Annotated in this window: 11 protein-coding genes; 4 read left to right on the plus strand and 7 right to left on the minus strand. The window is 66.7% G+C overall.

Annotated elements, in window-relative coordinates; all coding sequences use genetic code 11:
• Positions 1 to 53: 53 nt before the first annotated feature.
• The 4 genes from fdhF to ACTDI4_RS04975 all read right to left on the minus strand — a co-directional run bounded on the left by fdhF (position 54) and on the right by ACTDI4_RS04975 (position 5,999).
• Positions 54 to 2,924 carry a formate dehydrogenase subunit alpha gene (fdhF, locus tag ACTDI4_RS04960; protein ID WP_442840089.1) on the minus strand — a complete coding sequence of 957 codons (2,871 nt, stop codon included), beginning with the start codon at positions 2,922 to 2,924 and terminating at the stop codon, positions 54 to 56.
• Positions 2,925 to 2,934: 10 nt separating this feature from the next.
• Positions 2,935 to 4,491 (minus strand): formate dehydrogenase beta subunit, encoded by a 1,557-nt coding sequence (locus ACTDI4_RS04965; protein ID WP_442840090.1) that lies wholly within the window; start codon positions 4,489 to 4,491, stop codon positions 2,935 to 2,937.
• On the minus strand, positions 4,488 to 4,967 hold the full coding sequence (locus ACTDI4_RS04970; protein ID WP_442840091.1) for a formate dehydrogenase subunit gamma: 480 nt from the start codon (positions 4,965 to 4,967) through the stop codon (positions 4,488 to 4,490). The genes ACTDI4_RS04965 and ACTDI4_RS04970 overlap by 4 nt, the downstream gene beginning before the upstream one ends.
• Positions 4,968 to 5,099: 132 nt before the next feature.
• The gene (locus ACTDI4_RS04975) at positions 5,100 to 5,999 is read right to left on the minus strand and encodes a LysR family transcriptional regulator (RefSeq protein WP_442840092.1); all 900 of its coding nucleotides are present in this window, start codon (positions 5,997 to 5,999) and stop codon (positions 5,100 to 5,102) included.
• A gap of 180 nt (positions 6,000 to 6,179) precedes the next feature.
• Here ACTDI4_RS04975 and ACTDI4_RS04980 point away from each other — a divergent pair, with 180 nt between their 5' ends.
• From ACTDI4_RS04980 to ACTDI4_RS04990, 3 genes are all read left to right on the plus strand, one after another.
• The gene (locus ACTDI4_RS04980; RefSeq protein ID WP_442840093.1) at positions 6,180 to 6,821 is read left to right on the plus strand and encodes a DUF47 domain-containing protein; all 642 of its coding nucleotides are present in this window, start codon (positions 6,180 to 6,182) and stop codon (positions 6,819 to 6,821) included.
• A 9-nt stretch (positions 6,822 to 6,830) separates the two neighbouring features.
• Positions 6,831 to 7,835, plus strand: a complete 1,005-nt coding sequence (locus ACTDI4_RS04985; RefSeq protein ID WP_442840094.1) for an anion permease — start codon at positions 6,831 to 6,833, stop codon at positions 7,833 to 7,835.
• Positions 7,836 to 7,914: 79 nt separating this feature from the next.
• Complete coding sequence (locus tag ACTDI4_RS04990; RefSeq protein ID WP_442840095.1) at positions 7,915 to 9,087, plus strand: P-loop NTPase; 1,173 nt, start codon at positions 7,915 to 7,917, stop codon at positions 9,085 to 9,087.
• Between the two features lie 50 nt (positions 9,088 to 9,137).
• Here the strand turns inward: ACTDI4_RS04990 and ACTDI4_RS04995 are convergent, their stop codons facing one another.
• A complete protein-coding gene (locus ACTDI4_RS04995) occupies positions 9,138 to 9,602 on the minus strand; it encodes an SRPBCC family protein (RefSeq protein WP_442840096.1) in 465 nt (154 codons plus the stop codon).
• Positions 9,603 to 9,772: 170 nt separating this feature from the next.
• Between ACTDI4_RS04995 and ACTDI4_RS05000 the strand changes: the two genes are divergently transcribed.
• Complete coding sequence (locus tag ACTDI4_RS05000; RefSeq protein ID WP_442840097.1) at positions 9,773 to 11,578, plus strand: IlvD/Edd family dehydratase; 1,806 nt, start codon at positions 9,773 to 9,775, stop codon at positions 11,576 to 11,578.
• 53 nt (positions 11,579 to 11,631) lie between these two features.
• Here ACTDI4_RS05000 and ACTDI4_RS05005 read toward each other — a convergent pair whose 3' ends face one another.
• Together ACTDI4_RS05005 and pdxR are read right to left on the minus strand one after the other, a co-directional pair.
• Complete coding sequence (locus ACTDI4_RS05005; protein WP_442840098.1) at positions 11,632 to 13,221, minus strand: trimethylamine methyltransferase family protein; 1,590 nt, start codon at positions 13,219 to 13,221, stop codon at positions 11,632 to 11,634.
• 190 nt (positions 13,222 to 13,411) lie between these two features.
• Positions 13,412 to 14,902 carry a MocR-like pyridoxine biosynthesis transcription factor PdxR gene (gene pdxR, locus ACTDI4_RS05010; RefSeq protein WP_442840099.1) on the minus strand — a complete coding sequence of 497 codons (1,491 nt, stop codon included), beginning with the start codon at positions 14,900 to 14,902 and terminating at the stop codon, positions 13,412 to 13,414.
• Positions 14,903 to 15,097: the final 195 nt, after the last annotated feature.

A 15,097-nucleotide genomic window follows, 5' to 3' on the forward strand; every position in this document is an offset into this window, starting at 1 on the left:
CCGGCACGGCGCGCCAGGCGCTGCGTGGTGGTGACGGGGGGCCGCGCCACGACCTACTCCGCCGCTTCCAGCGAGACGCGGCGGCTCTGCCGCGCCTGCTCGTTATACTCGAGCTGCCAGTCGCTCGGCCCGTTGGAAGGCGCCACCTGCACGGCGGTGACCTTGTATTCGGGACAGTTGGTGGCCCAGTCGGAAAAGTCCGTGGTCACCACATTGGCCTGCGTGTCGGGGTGATGGAACGTGGTGTAGACGACGCCCGGCGACACGCGGTCGGTGATCTGCGCGCGCAAGGTGGTGGAACCGGAGCGCGAGGCGAGCCGCACCCAGTCGCCGTCGCGGATGCCGCGATCCTCCGCGTCGTGCGGATGGATTTCCAGCCGGTCCTCGCCGTGCCAGGCCACGTTGCCGGTGCGCCTCGTCTGGGCCCCGACATTGTATTGCGACAGAATCCGTCCGGTGGTGAGAAGCAGCGGGAAGCGCGGGCCGGTCTTCTCGTCGGTCGCCACATATTCGGTGCGGATGAACTTGCCCCTGCCGCGCACGAAGCCGTCGACATGCATGATCGGCGTGCCGAGCGGCGCCTTCTCGTTGCAGGGCCACTGCACCGAGCCGACGCGGTCGATGAGGTCGAAGGAGACGCCGGCGAAGCTGGGCGTCGTCGCCGCGATTTCTTCCATGATCTGCGCGGGATGGGTGTAGTTCCAGTCGAGCCCGAGGGCACGGGCCAGTTCCTGCGTGGCCTCCCAGTCGGCATAGCGGGCCTTGGGCTCCAGCACCTTGCGCACCAGGTTGATGCGGCGCTCGGCGTTGGTGAAGGTTCCGTCCTTCTCCAGGAAGGTGGAGCCGGGCAGGAAGACATGGGCGTAGTTGGCGGTCTCGTTGAGGAACAGGTCGTGCACGACCACGCATTCCATGGCGGCGAGCCCGGCGGCCACATGCTTGGTGTCGGGGTCGGACTGGAGGATGTCCTCGCCCTGCACGTAGAGCCCCTTGAAGGAACCGTCCACGGCCGCGTCCAGCATGTTGGGAATGCGCAGGCCGGGCTCTTCGTCCAGCTTCACGCCCCACAGGCTCTCGTAGATCTCGCGCACCGCATCGCCGGAGATGTGGCGGTAGCCGGGCAATTCGTGGGGGAACGAGCCCATGTCGCACGAGCCCTGCACGTTGTTCTGGCCGCGCAGCGGGTTCACGCCCACGCCCGGCCGGCCGATATTGCCGGTGGCCATGGCAAGGTTGGCGATGGCCATCACCGAGGTCGAGCCCTGGCTGTGCTCGGTCACGCCGAGGCCGTAATAGATCGCCGCATTGCCACCGGTGGCGTAGAGGCGGGCCGCGCCGCGGATCAGTTCGGGATCGACATTCGCGAGCTTCCCGACCGCCTCCGGGCTGTTTTCCGGCAGGGCCACGAAGGATGCCCAGTCCTGGAATTCGCTCCAGTCGCAGCGCTCGCGGATGAAGGCTTCGTTGAACAGCCCCTCCGTGACGATGACATGGGCGAGCGCCGTCAGCACGGCGACGTTGGTGCCGGGTCGCAGCGGCACGTGATAGGACGCCTCGACATGCACGGAGCGCACCAGGTCGGTGCGGCGCGGGTCGATGACGATCACCTTGGCGCCCTCGCGGATGCGCTTCTTCATGCGCGAGCCGAAGACGGGATGCGCGTCGGTCGGGTTGGCCCCGATCAGCAAGATAACGTCGGTGTGCTCGACGGAATCGAAATCCTGCGTGCCCGCCGACGTGCCGAAGGTCTGGCCCAGCCCATAGCCGGTCGGCGAATGGCATACGCGCGCGCAGGTATCGACATTGTTGTTGCCGAAACCCTGGCGCACCAGCTTCTGGACGAGATAGGTCTCCTCGTTGGTGCAGCGCGAGGAGGTGATGCCGCCCACGGCGCCGCGCCCGTATTGGTACTGGATGCGGCGGAATTCGTTGGCGGTGTGGGTCAGCGCCTCTTCCCAGCTCACCTCGCGCCAGGGGTCGGTGACCTTCTCGCGGATCATCGGGCTGAGGACGCGGTCCTTGTGGGTGGCGTAGCCATAGGCGAAGCGGCCCTTCACGCAGCTATGGCCATGATTGGCCTGGCCGGCCTTATAGGGCATCATGCGAACGACCTCGTCGCCCTTGACCTCGGCCTTGAACGAGCAGCCGACGCCGCAATAAGCGCAGGTGGTGACGACCGAGCGCTCCGGCAAACCCTTTTCCAGGATCGACTTCTCGCGCAACGCATCCGTCGGGCATGCCTGCACGCAGGCGCCGCAGGACACGCATTCGGATTCGATGAAGTCCTCGTTCATCGAGGCCACCATGCGGCTTTCGAAGCCGCGGCCCTCGATGGTCAGCGCGAAGGTGCCCTGCACCTCCTCACAGGCGCGCACGCAGCGCGAACACACGATGCACTGCGCCGGATCATATTCGAAATAGGGATTGGTGGTGTCGCGGGCGAGGTAGTCGACATTCAGCGTGCCGTTGCCGGGAGCGACATGATTGCGGCCGTCGGTGCCGTAGCGGTTCTCGCCGAGGCCCACCTGGGCGGCCACCTTGTCGAACTCGCTGGCGCCGGTGCCGGCCTGCTCGCCGCGACCGATGGCGTGGTCGGAGGCGTAAAGCTCCATCACTCCGTGCCGCAGCGCCGAAAGCCGGTCCGACTGGGTGTGCACCACCATGCCCTCTCCCACCGGCGTGGTACAGGAGGCGGGCGTGCCGTTGCGGCCCTCGATCTCCACCAGGCAGACCCGGCAGGAGCCGAAGGAGTCCAGCATGTCGGTGGCGCACAGCTTCGGGATCTCGATGCCGGCCTCCATGGAGGCGCGCATGATGGAGGTGCCCGCCGGCACAGTCACGGCCTTGCCGTCGACGATCAGCGTGACCTGCTGTTCGGCATTCGATTCCGGCGTGCCGAAGTCGATTTCGGTGATGAGACCCATGTCGGTCCTCCTATTCCGCTGCTTCGGCGACGGGCGCTGGCTTGAAGTCTTCAGGGAAGTGGGTCAGCGCGCTCATAACGGGATATGGGGTGAAACCGCCCAGCGCGCAAAGCGATCCGAATTTCATCGTGTTGCACAGATCCGTGACCAGCGCGAGTTGCTTGTCCGGCTCGATTCCATGGGCAAGCTTGTCGAGCGTCTCCACGCCGCGCACCGCACCGACCCGGCAGGGCGTGCACTTGCCGCAGCTTTCGACGGCGCAGAACTCCATGGCGAAGCGCGCCTGCTTCAGCATGTCGGCGGTGTCGTCGAACACGGTGATGCCGGCATGGCCGATCAGCCCGTCCTTGGCCGCGAACGCTTCGTAGTCGAAGGGCGTATCGAACAGGGCGCGCGGGAAATAGGCGCCGAGCGGCCCTCCTACCTGCACGGCCTTGACCGGCCGGCCGCTGGCGGTGCCGCCGCCGATCTCGTCCACGATCTGGCCCAGCGTCAGGCCGAAAGCGACCTCATAAAGGCCGGGCCGCTTGACGTTGCCGGCGATCTGGATCGGGATGGTGCCGCGCGAGCGGCCCATGCCGAAATCCTTGTAGAAGGCGGCGCCCTTGTCCATGACGATTGGCACGGACGCCAGCGAGATCACGTTGTTGATGACGGTCGGCCTGCCGAACAGGCCCTCGATCGCCGGCAGCGGCGGCTTGGCGCGCACAACGCCGCGCTTGCCCTCCAGCGAGTTGAGCAGCGAGGTCTCCTCGCCGCAGACATAGGCGCCGGCGCCGACGCGCACTTCCATGTCGAAGGCATGCGGCGAACCCAGCACGCTGGGCCCGAGCACGCCGGCCCTGCGGGCGACCTCGATGGCCTTGCTCATCTTGTCGACCGCGTGCGGATATTCCGAGCGGATATAGACGAAACCCTTGGTGGCGCCGGTGGCGATGCCGGCGATCGCCATGCCCTCGATGAGCACGAAGGGGTCGCCTTCCATGATCATGCGGTCGGCGAAGGTGGCCGAATCGCCTTCGTCGGCGTTGCAGACGATGTATTTCCGGGGGGCGCTCGTATCGAGCACGGTCTTCCATTTGATGCCGGTGGGGAAACCGGCGCCGCCGCGTCCGCGCAGGCCCGATTCGGTTACCTGCGCGACGATCTCGGCCGGCGCCATGGCCACGGCCTTCTCCAGCCCCCTGAGGCCGTCATGCTTCCTGTAGTGATCGAGCGACAGCGGGTCGATGATGCCGCAGCGGGCGAAGGTCAGCCGCGTCTGGCCGGCCAGAAAGGGGATCTTGTCCGGCGCGCCGAGCCAGCGCTTGTGATGGCCTCCGGACAGGAAGCCGCTGTCGAACAGGCTCTTCACGTCGGCCGGCCTGACGGGTCCGTAGGCGGTGCGGCCGGTGGCGCAGGCCACCTCCACCATCGGTTCGAGGAAATAGGCACCGCGCGAGCCGTTGCGCACGATCCTGGCCTCAATGCCGCGTTCCTTGAGTTCCTTCTCGATGGCTGCGGCCACCTTGTCGGCGCCGAGCGCCACGGCGCCCGAATCGCCGGGAATGAAGATGCGCGGGATCATGAGCGTACCTCCGCGACGATCTCGTCGATCCTTTCGGCGTCCAGCCGGCCGATCACCTCGCCGTCCAGCATGGCCGAGGGCGAGCAGGCGCACAGGCCCAGGCAGTAGACCGGCTCCAGCGTCACCGCGCCGTCGGGCGTGGTCTCGTGGAAGTCGATGCCCAGAAGCTGCTTGATGCGGGCGGCGACCGCATCGGAGCCCATCGCCTGGCACGATTCGGCCTGGCACAGCTTGAGCACATGCCGTCCGGCCGGCTCGCGGCGGAAATCGTGATAGAAGCTGACGACCCCGTGCACCTCGGCGCGCGACAGGTTGAGCGCGGATGCGATCACCGGCAGCGCCTCTTGCGGCACGTAGCCGAATTCTTCCTGGATGCCGTGCAGGATCGGCAGCAGCGGGCCTTCCAGCGTCTGGAATTCCTGCACGATCGACGCCGTGCGCGTCGCTATCTCGGTACCTGCGGCCTGCACTGTCATGCAGCGCCCTCCCTGATGGTATGTGGGGCTTCGCTAAGTGCTTAATAAGCCAGAGAAAACCCGCGACATCAATAAAGCCGTCCCGTCAGTTGATAGAGATTTTCTATCGATGCGCCGACAATCCCTTTTAGCCTAGCTCGTCCTGCGGAAATCGCTTGCCAGCGCCATCGCTTCGTCCAGAAGCGCCGAAACCAGCGGCGTCTGCGGCGTGCGCGGGGCGGCCACCAGCCCGACCATGTGGCTGGCATCCGGCTCGACGATCGGGATGGCGTGGATCGGTTCGGAAAAACCCAGCGTTTCCGTGAGGTTGAGCGGCATGATCGACGACCACTTGCCGGTGCGGATATGCGAGAACAGCAGGATCATCGAATTCGATTCCAGCGTCGGCCGCACCTGTACCCCCGCCTCGGCCAGATGCTGGTCGATGATGCGGCGGTTCTGCATGTCCGGCGTGAGCAGGCACAGCGGCAGACGGCTGACTTCGGCCCATGTCACCCGGTCGCGGTCTGCGAACGGATTTCCGGTCGAGGTGATGAGCTGGTAGCGCTCCTCGTAGAGCGGTACGCTCGCGACCCGGCCGAGCGGCTCGTTGTCGAGATAGGTGATGCCGGCGTCGATCTCGAAATTGCCGAGCAGGGTAAGCACCTCGATGGAGGTGCGCGACAGGATGGAGAAGGTGACGCCGGGGTGCTTCTCGCGGAAGGGCGTGGTCAGCCGCGCCACCATGGCGAGCGCGGTCGGGATGGCGGCGATGCGGATATGGCCCGACAGGCCGTGGCGGGCGGCGCGCATCTCTTCCTTCATGGAACGCGTGTCGCCGACGATGCGCCGCGCCCAGCGCAACACCTGCACGCCCTCCGGCGTCAGGCCCTGGAAGCGCGAGCCGCGCTTGACCAGCATGACGCCGAGCTGCCCCTCGAGCTGCTTGATGCCGGCCGAAAGGGTGGGCTGCGTCACCCCGCACATTTCCGCCGCCCGCCCGAAATGCTTTTCGCTGGCCAGCGCGATGAAGAATTCCAGCTTGTCGATCATGAGCCAGGTACCCGACTGTCATCCGCAGGTTCGCGGCATCCGCTCTCGACCGCAAGCCTTCGCCGCAAATGCGCGCCACCCATATTTTCCGCCATCCCCGTATTTTTTGCCGACAAATGGTTCCCCGTTGCCTCGAGGGAGGCTATTGGGAGGCCTTCCACCAAGGCCGAAAGGTAGAAGATGCTGGGCTGGTTTCGCAAATTGCTGCCGCACGAGGATGGTTTCTTCGATTTGTTCGATCAGCATGCCCGCGCAGTCGTCGGCGGCGCCGAGGCGTTGCAGATGCTTCTGGCCGGCCAGGACGTCGAAGCCAATTGCAACAGGATCGTGGCGCTGGAGAAAGAGGCCGACGTCATTGCGGCCGAGGTGATGCTGGCCGTGCGGCGGTCCTTCATCACTCCCTTCGACCGCACGGACATACAGGACCTGATCCAGTCGATGGACGACGCCATCGACATGATGAACAAGACGGTCAAGACGGTGAGGCTGTTCGAGGCGACGGAATTCGATCCGATCATGCGCGAGATGGGCGTCGTCATCGCCGATGCGGCCAGGCTCGTGGCCAAGGCCGTGCCGCTGCTGGCCAAGGCAAACGCCAACGCCCAGCAGCTCGTGGCCATCACCGAAGAAGTGACGCGCGCCGAGGAGCGCTCCGACGCGCTGCACGAAAAGGGCTTGAAGGACCTGTTCCGCCGTCATGGCGCCACCGATCCCATGGCCTATGTGATCGGCGCCGAGATCTACAGCCAGCTCGAAAAGGTCGTGGACCGGTTCGAGGACGTGGCCGATGAGATCCACGGCATCGTCATCGAGAACGTCTGACCCGCGCCCATGGACGCTACGCTCGCCCTTCCGCTGCTGGCCGGCCTGATTGCCGTCGCGCTGTTCTTCGACTTCCTCAACGGGCTGCACGACGCGGCCAACTCCATCGCGACGATCGTTTCCACACGCGTGCTGCGGCCGCATTATGCCGTGTTCTGGGCGGCATTCTTCAACTTCATCGCCTTCCTGTTCTTCGGCCTGCATGTCGCCAACACGCTGGGCACCGGCATCATCGACGCCGATACCGTCACCCCGACGGTCATCTTCGCGGCCCTTGCCGGCGCCATCGTGTGGAACATCCTCACCTGGGTGCTCGGCATCCCCTCCAGTTCCTCCCACGCCCTGATCGGCGGCCTGGTGGGCGCCGGCGTGGCCAAGGCCGGCACCGGCGCGGTCGTCTGGTCGGGGCTTTTGAAGACCACGTCGGCAATCGTGCTTTCACCCCTGACGGGCTTCGTGCTGGCCCTGGTGCTGATCCTGACGGTCTCATGGCTGTTCGTGCGCCAGACCCCCTTCGCGGTGGACCGCACCTTCCGCGTCTTGCAGTTCGTGTCGGCCTCGCTCTATTCGCTGGGCCACGGCGGCAACGATGCGCAAAAGACCATGGGCATCATCGCGGTGCTGCTGTATTCGCAAGGCATGCTCGGCGATACGTTCTACGTGCCGCTATGGGTGGTGCTGACCTGCCAGGCCGTGCTGGCGCTGGGCACGCTGTTCGGCGGCTGGCGCATCGTGCACACGATGGGCTCCAAGATCACGCGGCTGAACCCCATGCAGGGCTTCTGCGCCGAAACCGGCGGCGCGATCACGCTGTTTGCCGCGACCTGGCTCGGCATTCCCGTCTCCACCACGCACACCATCACCGGCGCCATCGTCGGCGTCGGCGCCGCGCGGCGCGTGTCGGCGGTGCGCTGGGGCATAGCCGCCAACATCGTCGTCGCCTGGGTCGTCACGCTTCCGGCCACAGCCGCGATTTCGGCGCTGGTCTATGTCATGGTGTCGCTGGCAGGCTGAAGGCGCGGTCTGGCGCTTGGAGCGGCCGGGAAAGTGCTCTATGTCACCCATAGCCGCAAGCCAGCATGAGGAAACCGCCATGTCCGTCTCCAGGGAAGCCGTCATAGAGCGCCTGCGGACAGTGACCGGCCCGGATTTTACCGGCAACATCGTCGATCTCGGCCTTGTCTCGGAAATCTTCGTCGCCGACGCGAAGGTGTTTTTCTCCATCACCGTGCCGGCCGCCCGCGCCAACGAGATGGAACCGCTGCGTGCGGCCGCCGAACGCGTAGTCAAGGCCATTCCCGGCGTCGCCAGCGTCATGGTGGCGCTGACGGCCGAAAAGAAGGGCGGCGGCATGGAAAGCGCCCCGCCGCCGCGCCCGGCCCCCGTCCGCCCCGCGGCACCGCCGCCCGCGCGCCCTTCGCATGCGCCGGCGCCTGCCTCGCGCACGTCCGGCAAGCGCGGCGTACCGGGCATCGAGGCGATCGTGGCGGTCGCCTCTGGCAAGGGGGGCGTCGGCAAGTCCACCACCGCCGTCAACATCGCGCTGGGCCTCGCCGCCAACGGTCTGAAGGTCGGCGTGCTCGACGCCGACATCTACGGCCCCTCCATGCCGCGCCTGCTCGGCATTCGCGGCCGGCCCGAAAGCGCCGACGGCAAGGTGCTGAAGCCGATGCTCAACTACGGCCTCAAGGTCATGTCCATGGGCTTCCTCGTGGACGAGGAGACGCCGATGATCTGGCGCGGGCCCATGGTGGTCTCGGCGCTGACGCAGATGCTGCGCGAGGTCGAATGGGGTCCGCTCGACGTGCTGGTGGTCGACATGCCACCCGGCACAGGCGATGCCCAACTCACCATGGCCCAGCAAGTGCCGCTGGCCGGCGCCGTCATCGTCTCCACGCCGCAGGACCTGGCGCTCATCGACGCCCGCAAAGGGCTCAACATGTTCCGCAAGGTCAACGTGCCGGTGATCGGCATCGTGGAGAACATGAGCTATTTCATCGCCCCCGACACCGGCAAGCGCTACGACATCTTCGGCCACGGCGGTGCCCGCAAGGAAGCCGAGCGGCTGGGCGTGGCTTTCCTCGGTGAGGTGCCGCTGGAGATGGGCATCCGCGAAAGCTCCGACGAGGGCCGCCCCGTGGTCGCCGCCAAGCCGGACGGGGCCGAGGCGAAAATCTACCGCGCCATCGCCGCCAAGGTCTGGGAGCGCCTGCAGGAGGAAAAGACGGCGGCGGACGGCGCCGTGCCGTCTATCGTGTTCGAATAGCTGCCCCCAACGTGCCCGCGGCTCCCTCGATGGCGGGAGCCTGCGGCACCTCAGGCGGTGGCGTCTGTTCCGCCTACCTTCTCGCCGAAGGTGGAGAAGAACTGTCCCGCCAGCTTGCGCGAGGTGGAATCGATCAGCCGGCTGCCGAGCTGGGCGATCTTGCCGCCGACATCCGCCTTGGCTGCATATTTCAGCACGGTCGTGTCCGCGCCGTCCTCGCTCAGCGTAACGTCGGCCCCGCCCTTGGCGAAGCCGGCGATGCCGCCCTTGCCCTCGCCCTGGATGGTGTAGGAATGCGGCGGGTTGAGGTTCGACAGCGTGACCTCTCCCTGGAAGGTCGCCTTGATCGGCCCGATCTTGAGAACCACGGTGGCCGCCAGTTCCGTGTCGGACTTCTTCTCCAGGCTCTGGCAGCCGGGAATGCTTTCCCTGAGCACGTCCGGGTCGTTCAGCGCTTCCCACACTTTCTGAATGGGGGCGGCGATGCGCTCCTCGCCTTCGATCACCAACGCCATGAGAAAAACCTCCCTTTGCTAGCGGATCAGGCGTAGCCTGCGGCACGGCTTGTGTCTATCGCACCAAAGTCCGGGGCGGCGCCCGGAGCGTCGGCCCTGCGGCGCGCTGCCTCTTGCCTGCGCGCCCCGCTTGCCATAACCATTTGTCTTACAAATACGGAGACTCTCCCATGGCAGGCGCACCCACCCGGACCAAGAAGTTCCGCTCGCAGGAATGGTTCGACAACCCCGACAATCCTGGCATGACGGCGCTCTATCTGGAGCGATATCTGAATTTCGGCCTGACCCGGGCGGAATTGCAATCGGGCAAGCCGCTGATCGGCATCGCCCAGACCGGATCGGACCTGTCGCCCTGCAACCGCCACCATCTGGAGCTTGCCAAGCGCATCCGCGCCGGCATCGAGGCCGCCGGAGGCATCCCCTTCGAGTTCCCCTGCCATCCGATCCAGGAGACGGGCAAGCGTCCCACCGCCTCGCTCGATCGCAACCTCGCCTATCTGTCGCTGGTCGAGGTTCTCTATGGCTACCCGATCGACGGCGTGGTGCTGACCGTCGGCTGCGACAAGACCACGCCGGCGCTGCTCATGGCGGCGGCCACCGTCAACATCCCGGCGATCGCCTTGTCGGTCGGGCCGATGCTTAACGGCTGGCACAAGGGCAAGCGCACCGGCTCCGGCACTATCGTGTGGGAGTCGCGCCAGCGGCTCTCGGCCGGCGAGATCGACTATGACGAGTTCATGGACATCGTCGCCTCCTCGGCGCCGTCGACCGGCTACTGCAACACCATGGGCACCGCCACCACGATGAACAGCCTGGCCGAGGCGCTGGGCATGCAGCTTCCAGGCTCGGCCGCCATCCCCGCGCCCTATCGCGAGCGCGGCCAGATCTCCTACGAGACCGGCCGCCGCATCGTGGAGATGGTGCACGAGGACCTGAAGCCGTCCGACATCATGACGCGCGAAGCCTTCGAGAACGCCATCGTCATCAACTCCGCCATCGGCGGCTCCACCAATGCGCCGATCCACCTCAACGCCATCGCCCGCCATCTCGGCGTGCCGCTCACCAACGACGACTGGCAGGCCGTCGGGCACAAGATCCCGCTTCTGGTCAACCTCCAGCCGGCCGGCGAATATCTGGGCGAGGACTATCACCATGCCGGCGGCGTGCCGGTGGTCGTGGCCGAGTTGATGAAGGCCGGGCTGCTGCCGCATCCGGGCGCCCGCACCGTCAACGGCAGGACCATGGGCGAGAACTGCGCCAACGCCGAGAACATGGACACCAAGGTCATCCGCCCTGTCTCCGACCCGCTGGTGAAGGAGGCAGGCTTCATCAACCTCAAGGGCAACCTGTTCGACTCGGCCATCATGAAGACCAGCGTGATCTCCAAGGAGTTCCGCGACCGTTACCTGTCGAACCCCCAGGACCCGGAGGCGTTCGAGGGCAAGGCGGCGGTGTTCGACGGGCCGGAGGACTACCACGCCCGCATCGACGACCCGGCCGAGGGAATAGACGAGCACACCATCCTGTTCATGCGCGGCGCCGGCCCTGTCGGCTATCCGGGCGGGGCGGAGGTGGTGAACATGCAGCCGCCGGCCTACCTCATCAAGCGCGGCATCCATTCGCTGCCCTGCATCGGCGACGGCCGCCAGTCGGGCACGTCGGGCACGCCGTCGATCCTCAACGCCTCGCCGGAGGCGGCCGTGGGCGGCGGGCTGGCGCTGCTGAAGACCGGCGACCGGGTGCGCATCGATCTCAGGAAGGGCACGGCCGACATCCTCATTTCCGACGAGGAGCTTGCGGCGCGGCGCGGCGCGCTCGCCGCCGATGGCGGCTACCATTATCCGCAGCACCAGACGCCCTGGCAGGAGATCCAGCGAGCCATAGTCGACCAGTTCTCGGAAGGCATGGTGCTGAAGCCGGCGGTCAAATACCAGGACGTCGCCCACACGAAGGGGATGCCGCGGGACAATCACTAGGCGGCGATGTCGCCTCCTTCCCCCTCGGGGTGAGGGGGAGGAAAGGCCGGGTCTCACCAGCCCATGGAACTGCGCGGCAACTGGATGAGGTTGGCGAAGCGGGCGCGCAGGCGGTCGTCGACGGCCCGCGGCACATGCCGAGGGAAGCGCTCCGCCAGCACGCGCTTCTTCTCGGCGATCGCGCGCTGCAATATGTCGGGCTTGCCCTTCTCGTTCCACTCCTTCGGCGAGAACCGGTCGCCCACGGCCGGATAGAAATACTCGGTCTGCATCAGCTTGAGCGTCTGCTCGTGGCCGAGATAATGGCCAGGGCCGTTCAGGCAGACGTCCGCGATGGTCTCGACCGAAAGGGCCGCGTCCGTGACTTCGATGCCGCGCACGCAGCGCTGGCAATAGCCCAGCATGTCGTTGTCGATGATGAGGCTTTCCAGGCAGAAGCCGAGCAGCGAGGCGTGCATGCCGGCCGATTCGTAGACGAGGTTGAGCCCCGACAGCCCGGCCATGACGTCGGTTATGCCTTTTTCGAAGCCGGACTGGATGTCGGGCAGCTTGGAATCGGCCATGCCTGCGGCCGAGCCGCCCGGCAGGTCATAGAACTGCGCCATCTGCGCGCAGGCTGCCGTCAGCAGCGCCTGCTCGGCCGAGCCGCCGGACATGGCGCCGGTGCGCAGGTCCGAGACGAAGGGCCAGGTGCCGAAGATGGCCGGATGCCCGGGCTTTATGGCATTGACATAGACCAGTCCCGCCAGGACTTCCGCCACCGCCTGCACCACCGCGCCGGCGATCGCTGCGGGTGCCGTGGCGCCGGCCTGCCCGGCCGACAGGAGCAGGATCGGGATGCCGCCTTCCACGCAGGCTTCGAGCACGCCGCAGGCGTCCTCGGCGAATTTCATCGGCGGCACGACGAAGCAGTTGGAGTTGGAGACGAAGGGCCGGGCGCGGAAATTCTCCTCGCCGCCGGCGATCGCATAGAGCATTTCCAGTGCCGGCGCGACGTTCTCGCGAACGGTGAACGAGGTTCCGACATGCTTCGACGTGCCCATCACGCAGGCGTAGAGCGTGTTGAAATCCATATCGAGCGGGTCGGGAATGTCGCGCGGCACCATCGGCCGCTGGAAGAAATGGATGTTGTCGAGCCCGTCCACCAGGCGGGCCGCGTCATAGATGTCCTGCAGCAGCGACTCGCGGTATTCGCGTTTCTCGACGTCGACCAGATGCACCGCCGCACCCGCCGTGCCGTAGTGCACGCGCTTGCCCTGGATCAGCATGTCGTGCTTCGGATCCTGCCCGTGCAGCGTGAAGTGGCGGGCCGCCTTGCGGATCGTGTCGAGCACCAGGTTGCGCGGGAAGCGGATGCGGCCGTCCGCGCCGTGGACGGCGCCGACGCGGGTCAGCGCCTCGATGCAGGACGGGATGGCATTGGCGAAGCCCACCGTCTCCAGCAGCGTCAGCACCGCTTCGTGGATGCGCTCCAGATCGTTGTGGGCCAGCGGCGCATAGCGGCCGCCCTCCAGCCCCGGCCGCACAGGCCGCACGTCGTCGGCCAGCGGCGCCGCCCGCATGGCGCGGCGCGCCTCGCGCCCGCCGGCACGCCGTCCGCGTTGATCCGCCGCGGCTTCCTGCTTTTCCGCAACCACAGACATCGAAACCTCCACCTTTCCCGGTGAAGCCCGGCACGGTGCCGATTGGTCCAGCAGCCCGCGGCTTCCTTCCTCAGCCGCGACTATGACGCCGCCATTGGTACAGACCATGGGCCAGCCATTTCCGCCGCATGGGCCAGCCGGTCACGGCCGGCCGGCCCTTGGCGCAGGATTGGAGCAGGGCCGGGAGGCCTCAGGCGGCCGCGGGCCGGCGGCCTGCGGCGGTGGCCAGTTCGCGTATGCCGGGCTCGATATGCTGCAGCGCGATGGAGGAGAAGCCGAGGCGCATGAAGCGCGTGGGCTTGTCGCTGCGGTCGAAGAAGCGGTCGCCGGGCTCGATGATGACGCTGCGGCTGGCCGCCGCGCTCGCCAGGTCGCGGGCGTCGATGCCGCGCGGCCCTTCCAGCCACAGCGAGGTGCCGCCGGCGGAATCGGTCGGCCGCCATTCGGGCAGGAAGGCGGAAATCGCCTGTACCAGGCGCTTGCGCCGCTCCTCGAAGGCGGCGGAAAGCCGCCGCACCAGTGCCTCGTGATGGCCGAGCGAGAGGAACAGCGCCACCGCGCGCTGGTTGTTGGCGGGCGGATGGCGCAGCATGAAGCGGCGCAGCGCCCGCAACTCCGCGATCAGGCCGGCGGAGGCGACGATGTAGCCCAGGCGCAGTCCCGGCGCGAGCGTCTTCGACATGGAGCCGACATAGATGACGCGCCCCGAACGGTCGATGCTCTTCAGCGCCTGCTGCGGCGCCTCGTCGAGGAGCTGGCTGTCGTAGCCGTCCTCGATGATGATCTGGTTGTTGCGGGCGGCACGCGCCAGAAGGTCCTGCCGCCGCTCCTGCGACAGCGCCACCATGGTGGGGCAATGATGGCTGGGCGTGACGAACACGAAGCCGGCGTCGGCGGGGATCGCCGAGGTGACGATACCCGATTGGTCCACCGGCACCGGCTGCACGTCGGCGCCGGACAGCTTGAAGATGGAGCGCGCGTCGGGATAGCCGGGGTCTTCCATCGCTACCTTCGAGCCCTTGCCCATCAGCAGGGAGGCCAGCATATAGAGCGCGTTCTGGGCGCCGAGCGTGACGATGATCTCGTCCGGGTTGGCGAAGATGCCGCGCCGCGGCAGAAGCCGCGCCTGGATCTGCTCGATTAGCAGGGGGTCGTCGCGGTCGACCATGTCGGACGCCCAGTTGCGGATTTCCAGCACGGCGAGCGCCATACGGTTGCATTCGCGCCATTCGGCGGTCGGGAACAGCGCCGGGTCGAACTGGCCGTAGACGAAGGGGTAGGAGGACTTGATCCAGTTCTCGTGCTTGGCCGGCGGCGGCATGTCGGAGGCCGCGATCTGGCGCCGCGCCTTCCAGTCGATCTCGTTCTGCTGTTCGGGGGCCTTCTGCGGCTTGGCCGGGGTCGCGAGCACGTCGGGATTGACGAAGTGGCCGCGCCGCTCGCGCGCCACGAGGAAGCCCTGGTCCACGAGCTGCTGGAAGGCCAGCACCACGGTGCCGCGCGCGACGCCGAGCTTTTCCGCCAGGATGCGGCAGGAGGGCAGCGGCATGGAAGCGGCGATCTGCCGGTCGAGAATGGCGGCCACGATGGCCTGGCGGATCTGGGCCTGCAGCGTCTGGCCGGAATCCGCCGAAATGCGGAACAGGCCGGACCAGATCGCGGTGTCGTTTCTCTGTGGCATCACGAACCCTCCTCGATGGCCAGTCTTTTCTGCTTGCGTGGACCAGTCGACTGTATCGGTGGCATAAGCATTTGCGCCAATCAATTTTTCTGATCGCAGCGATCTATGCCAGTGATCCATCCGGCTTCCGGCGCATCCATCATAGCTCGTGAATCGATTTAATTTTGGCCGCGTGGCGGTCGCGACCCTCGCCCG

Source organism: Mesorhizobium sp. PUT5 (assembly GCF_052216645.1).
Classification (GTDB): Bacteria; Pseudomonadota; Alphaproteobacteria; order Rhizobiales; family Rhizobiaceae; genus Mesorhizobium.

Coding starts and splice junctions, on each gene's coding strand:
- pdxR (WP_442840099.1), bottom strand. CDS start 14,902: ATGCCACAGAGAAACGACACCGCGATCTGGTCCGGCCTGTTCCGCATT.
- ACTDI4_RS04985 (WP_442840094.1), top strand. CDS start 6,831: ATGGACGCTACGCTCGCCCTTCCGCTGCTGGCCGGCCTGATTGCCGTC.
- ACTDI4_RS05005 (WP_442840098.1), bottom strand. CDS start 13,221: ATGTCTGTGGTTGCGGAAAAGCAGGAAGCCGCGGCGGATCAACGCGGA.
- ACTDI4_RS04970 (WP_442840091.1), bottom strand. CDS start 4,967: ATGACAGTGCAGGCCGCAGGTACCGAGATAGCGACGCGCACGGCGTCG.
- ACTDI4_RS04965 (WP_442840090.1), bottom strand. CDS start 4,491: ATGATCCCGCGCATCTTCATTCCCGGCGATTCGGGCGCCGTGGCGCTC.
- ACTDI4_RS04990 (WP_442840095.1), top strand. CDS start 7,915: ATGTCCGTCTCCAGGGAAGCCGTCATAGAGCGCCTGCGGACAGTGACC.
- ACTDI4_RS04995 (WP_442840096.1), bottom strand. CDS start 9,602: ATGGCGTTGGTGATCGAAGGCGAGGAGCGCATCGCCGCCCCCATTCAG.
- ACTDI4_RS05000 (WP_442840097.1), top strand. CDS start 9,773: ATGGCAGGCGCACCCACCCGGACCAAGAAGTTCCGCTCGCAGGAATGG.
- ACTDI4_RS04980 (WP_442840093.1), top strand. CDS start 6,180: ATGCTGGGCTGGTTTCGCAAATTGCTGCCGCACGAGGATGGTTTCTTC.
- fdhF (WP_442840089.1), bottom strand. CDS start 2,924: ATGGGTCTCATCACCGAAATCGACTTCGGCACGCCGGAATCGAATGCC.
- ACTDI4_RS04975 (WP_442840092.1), bottom strand. CDS start 5,999: ATGATCGACAAGCTGGAATTCTTCATCGCGCTGGCCAGCGAAAAGCAT.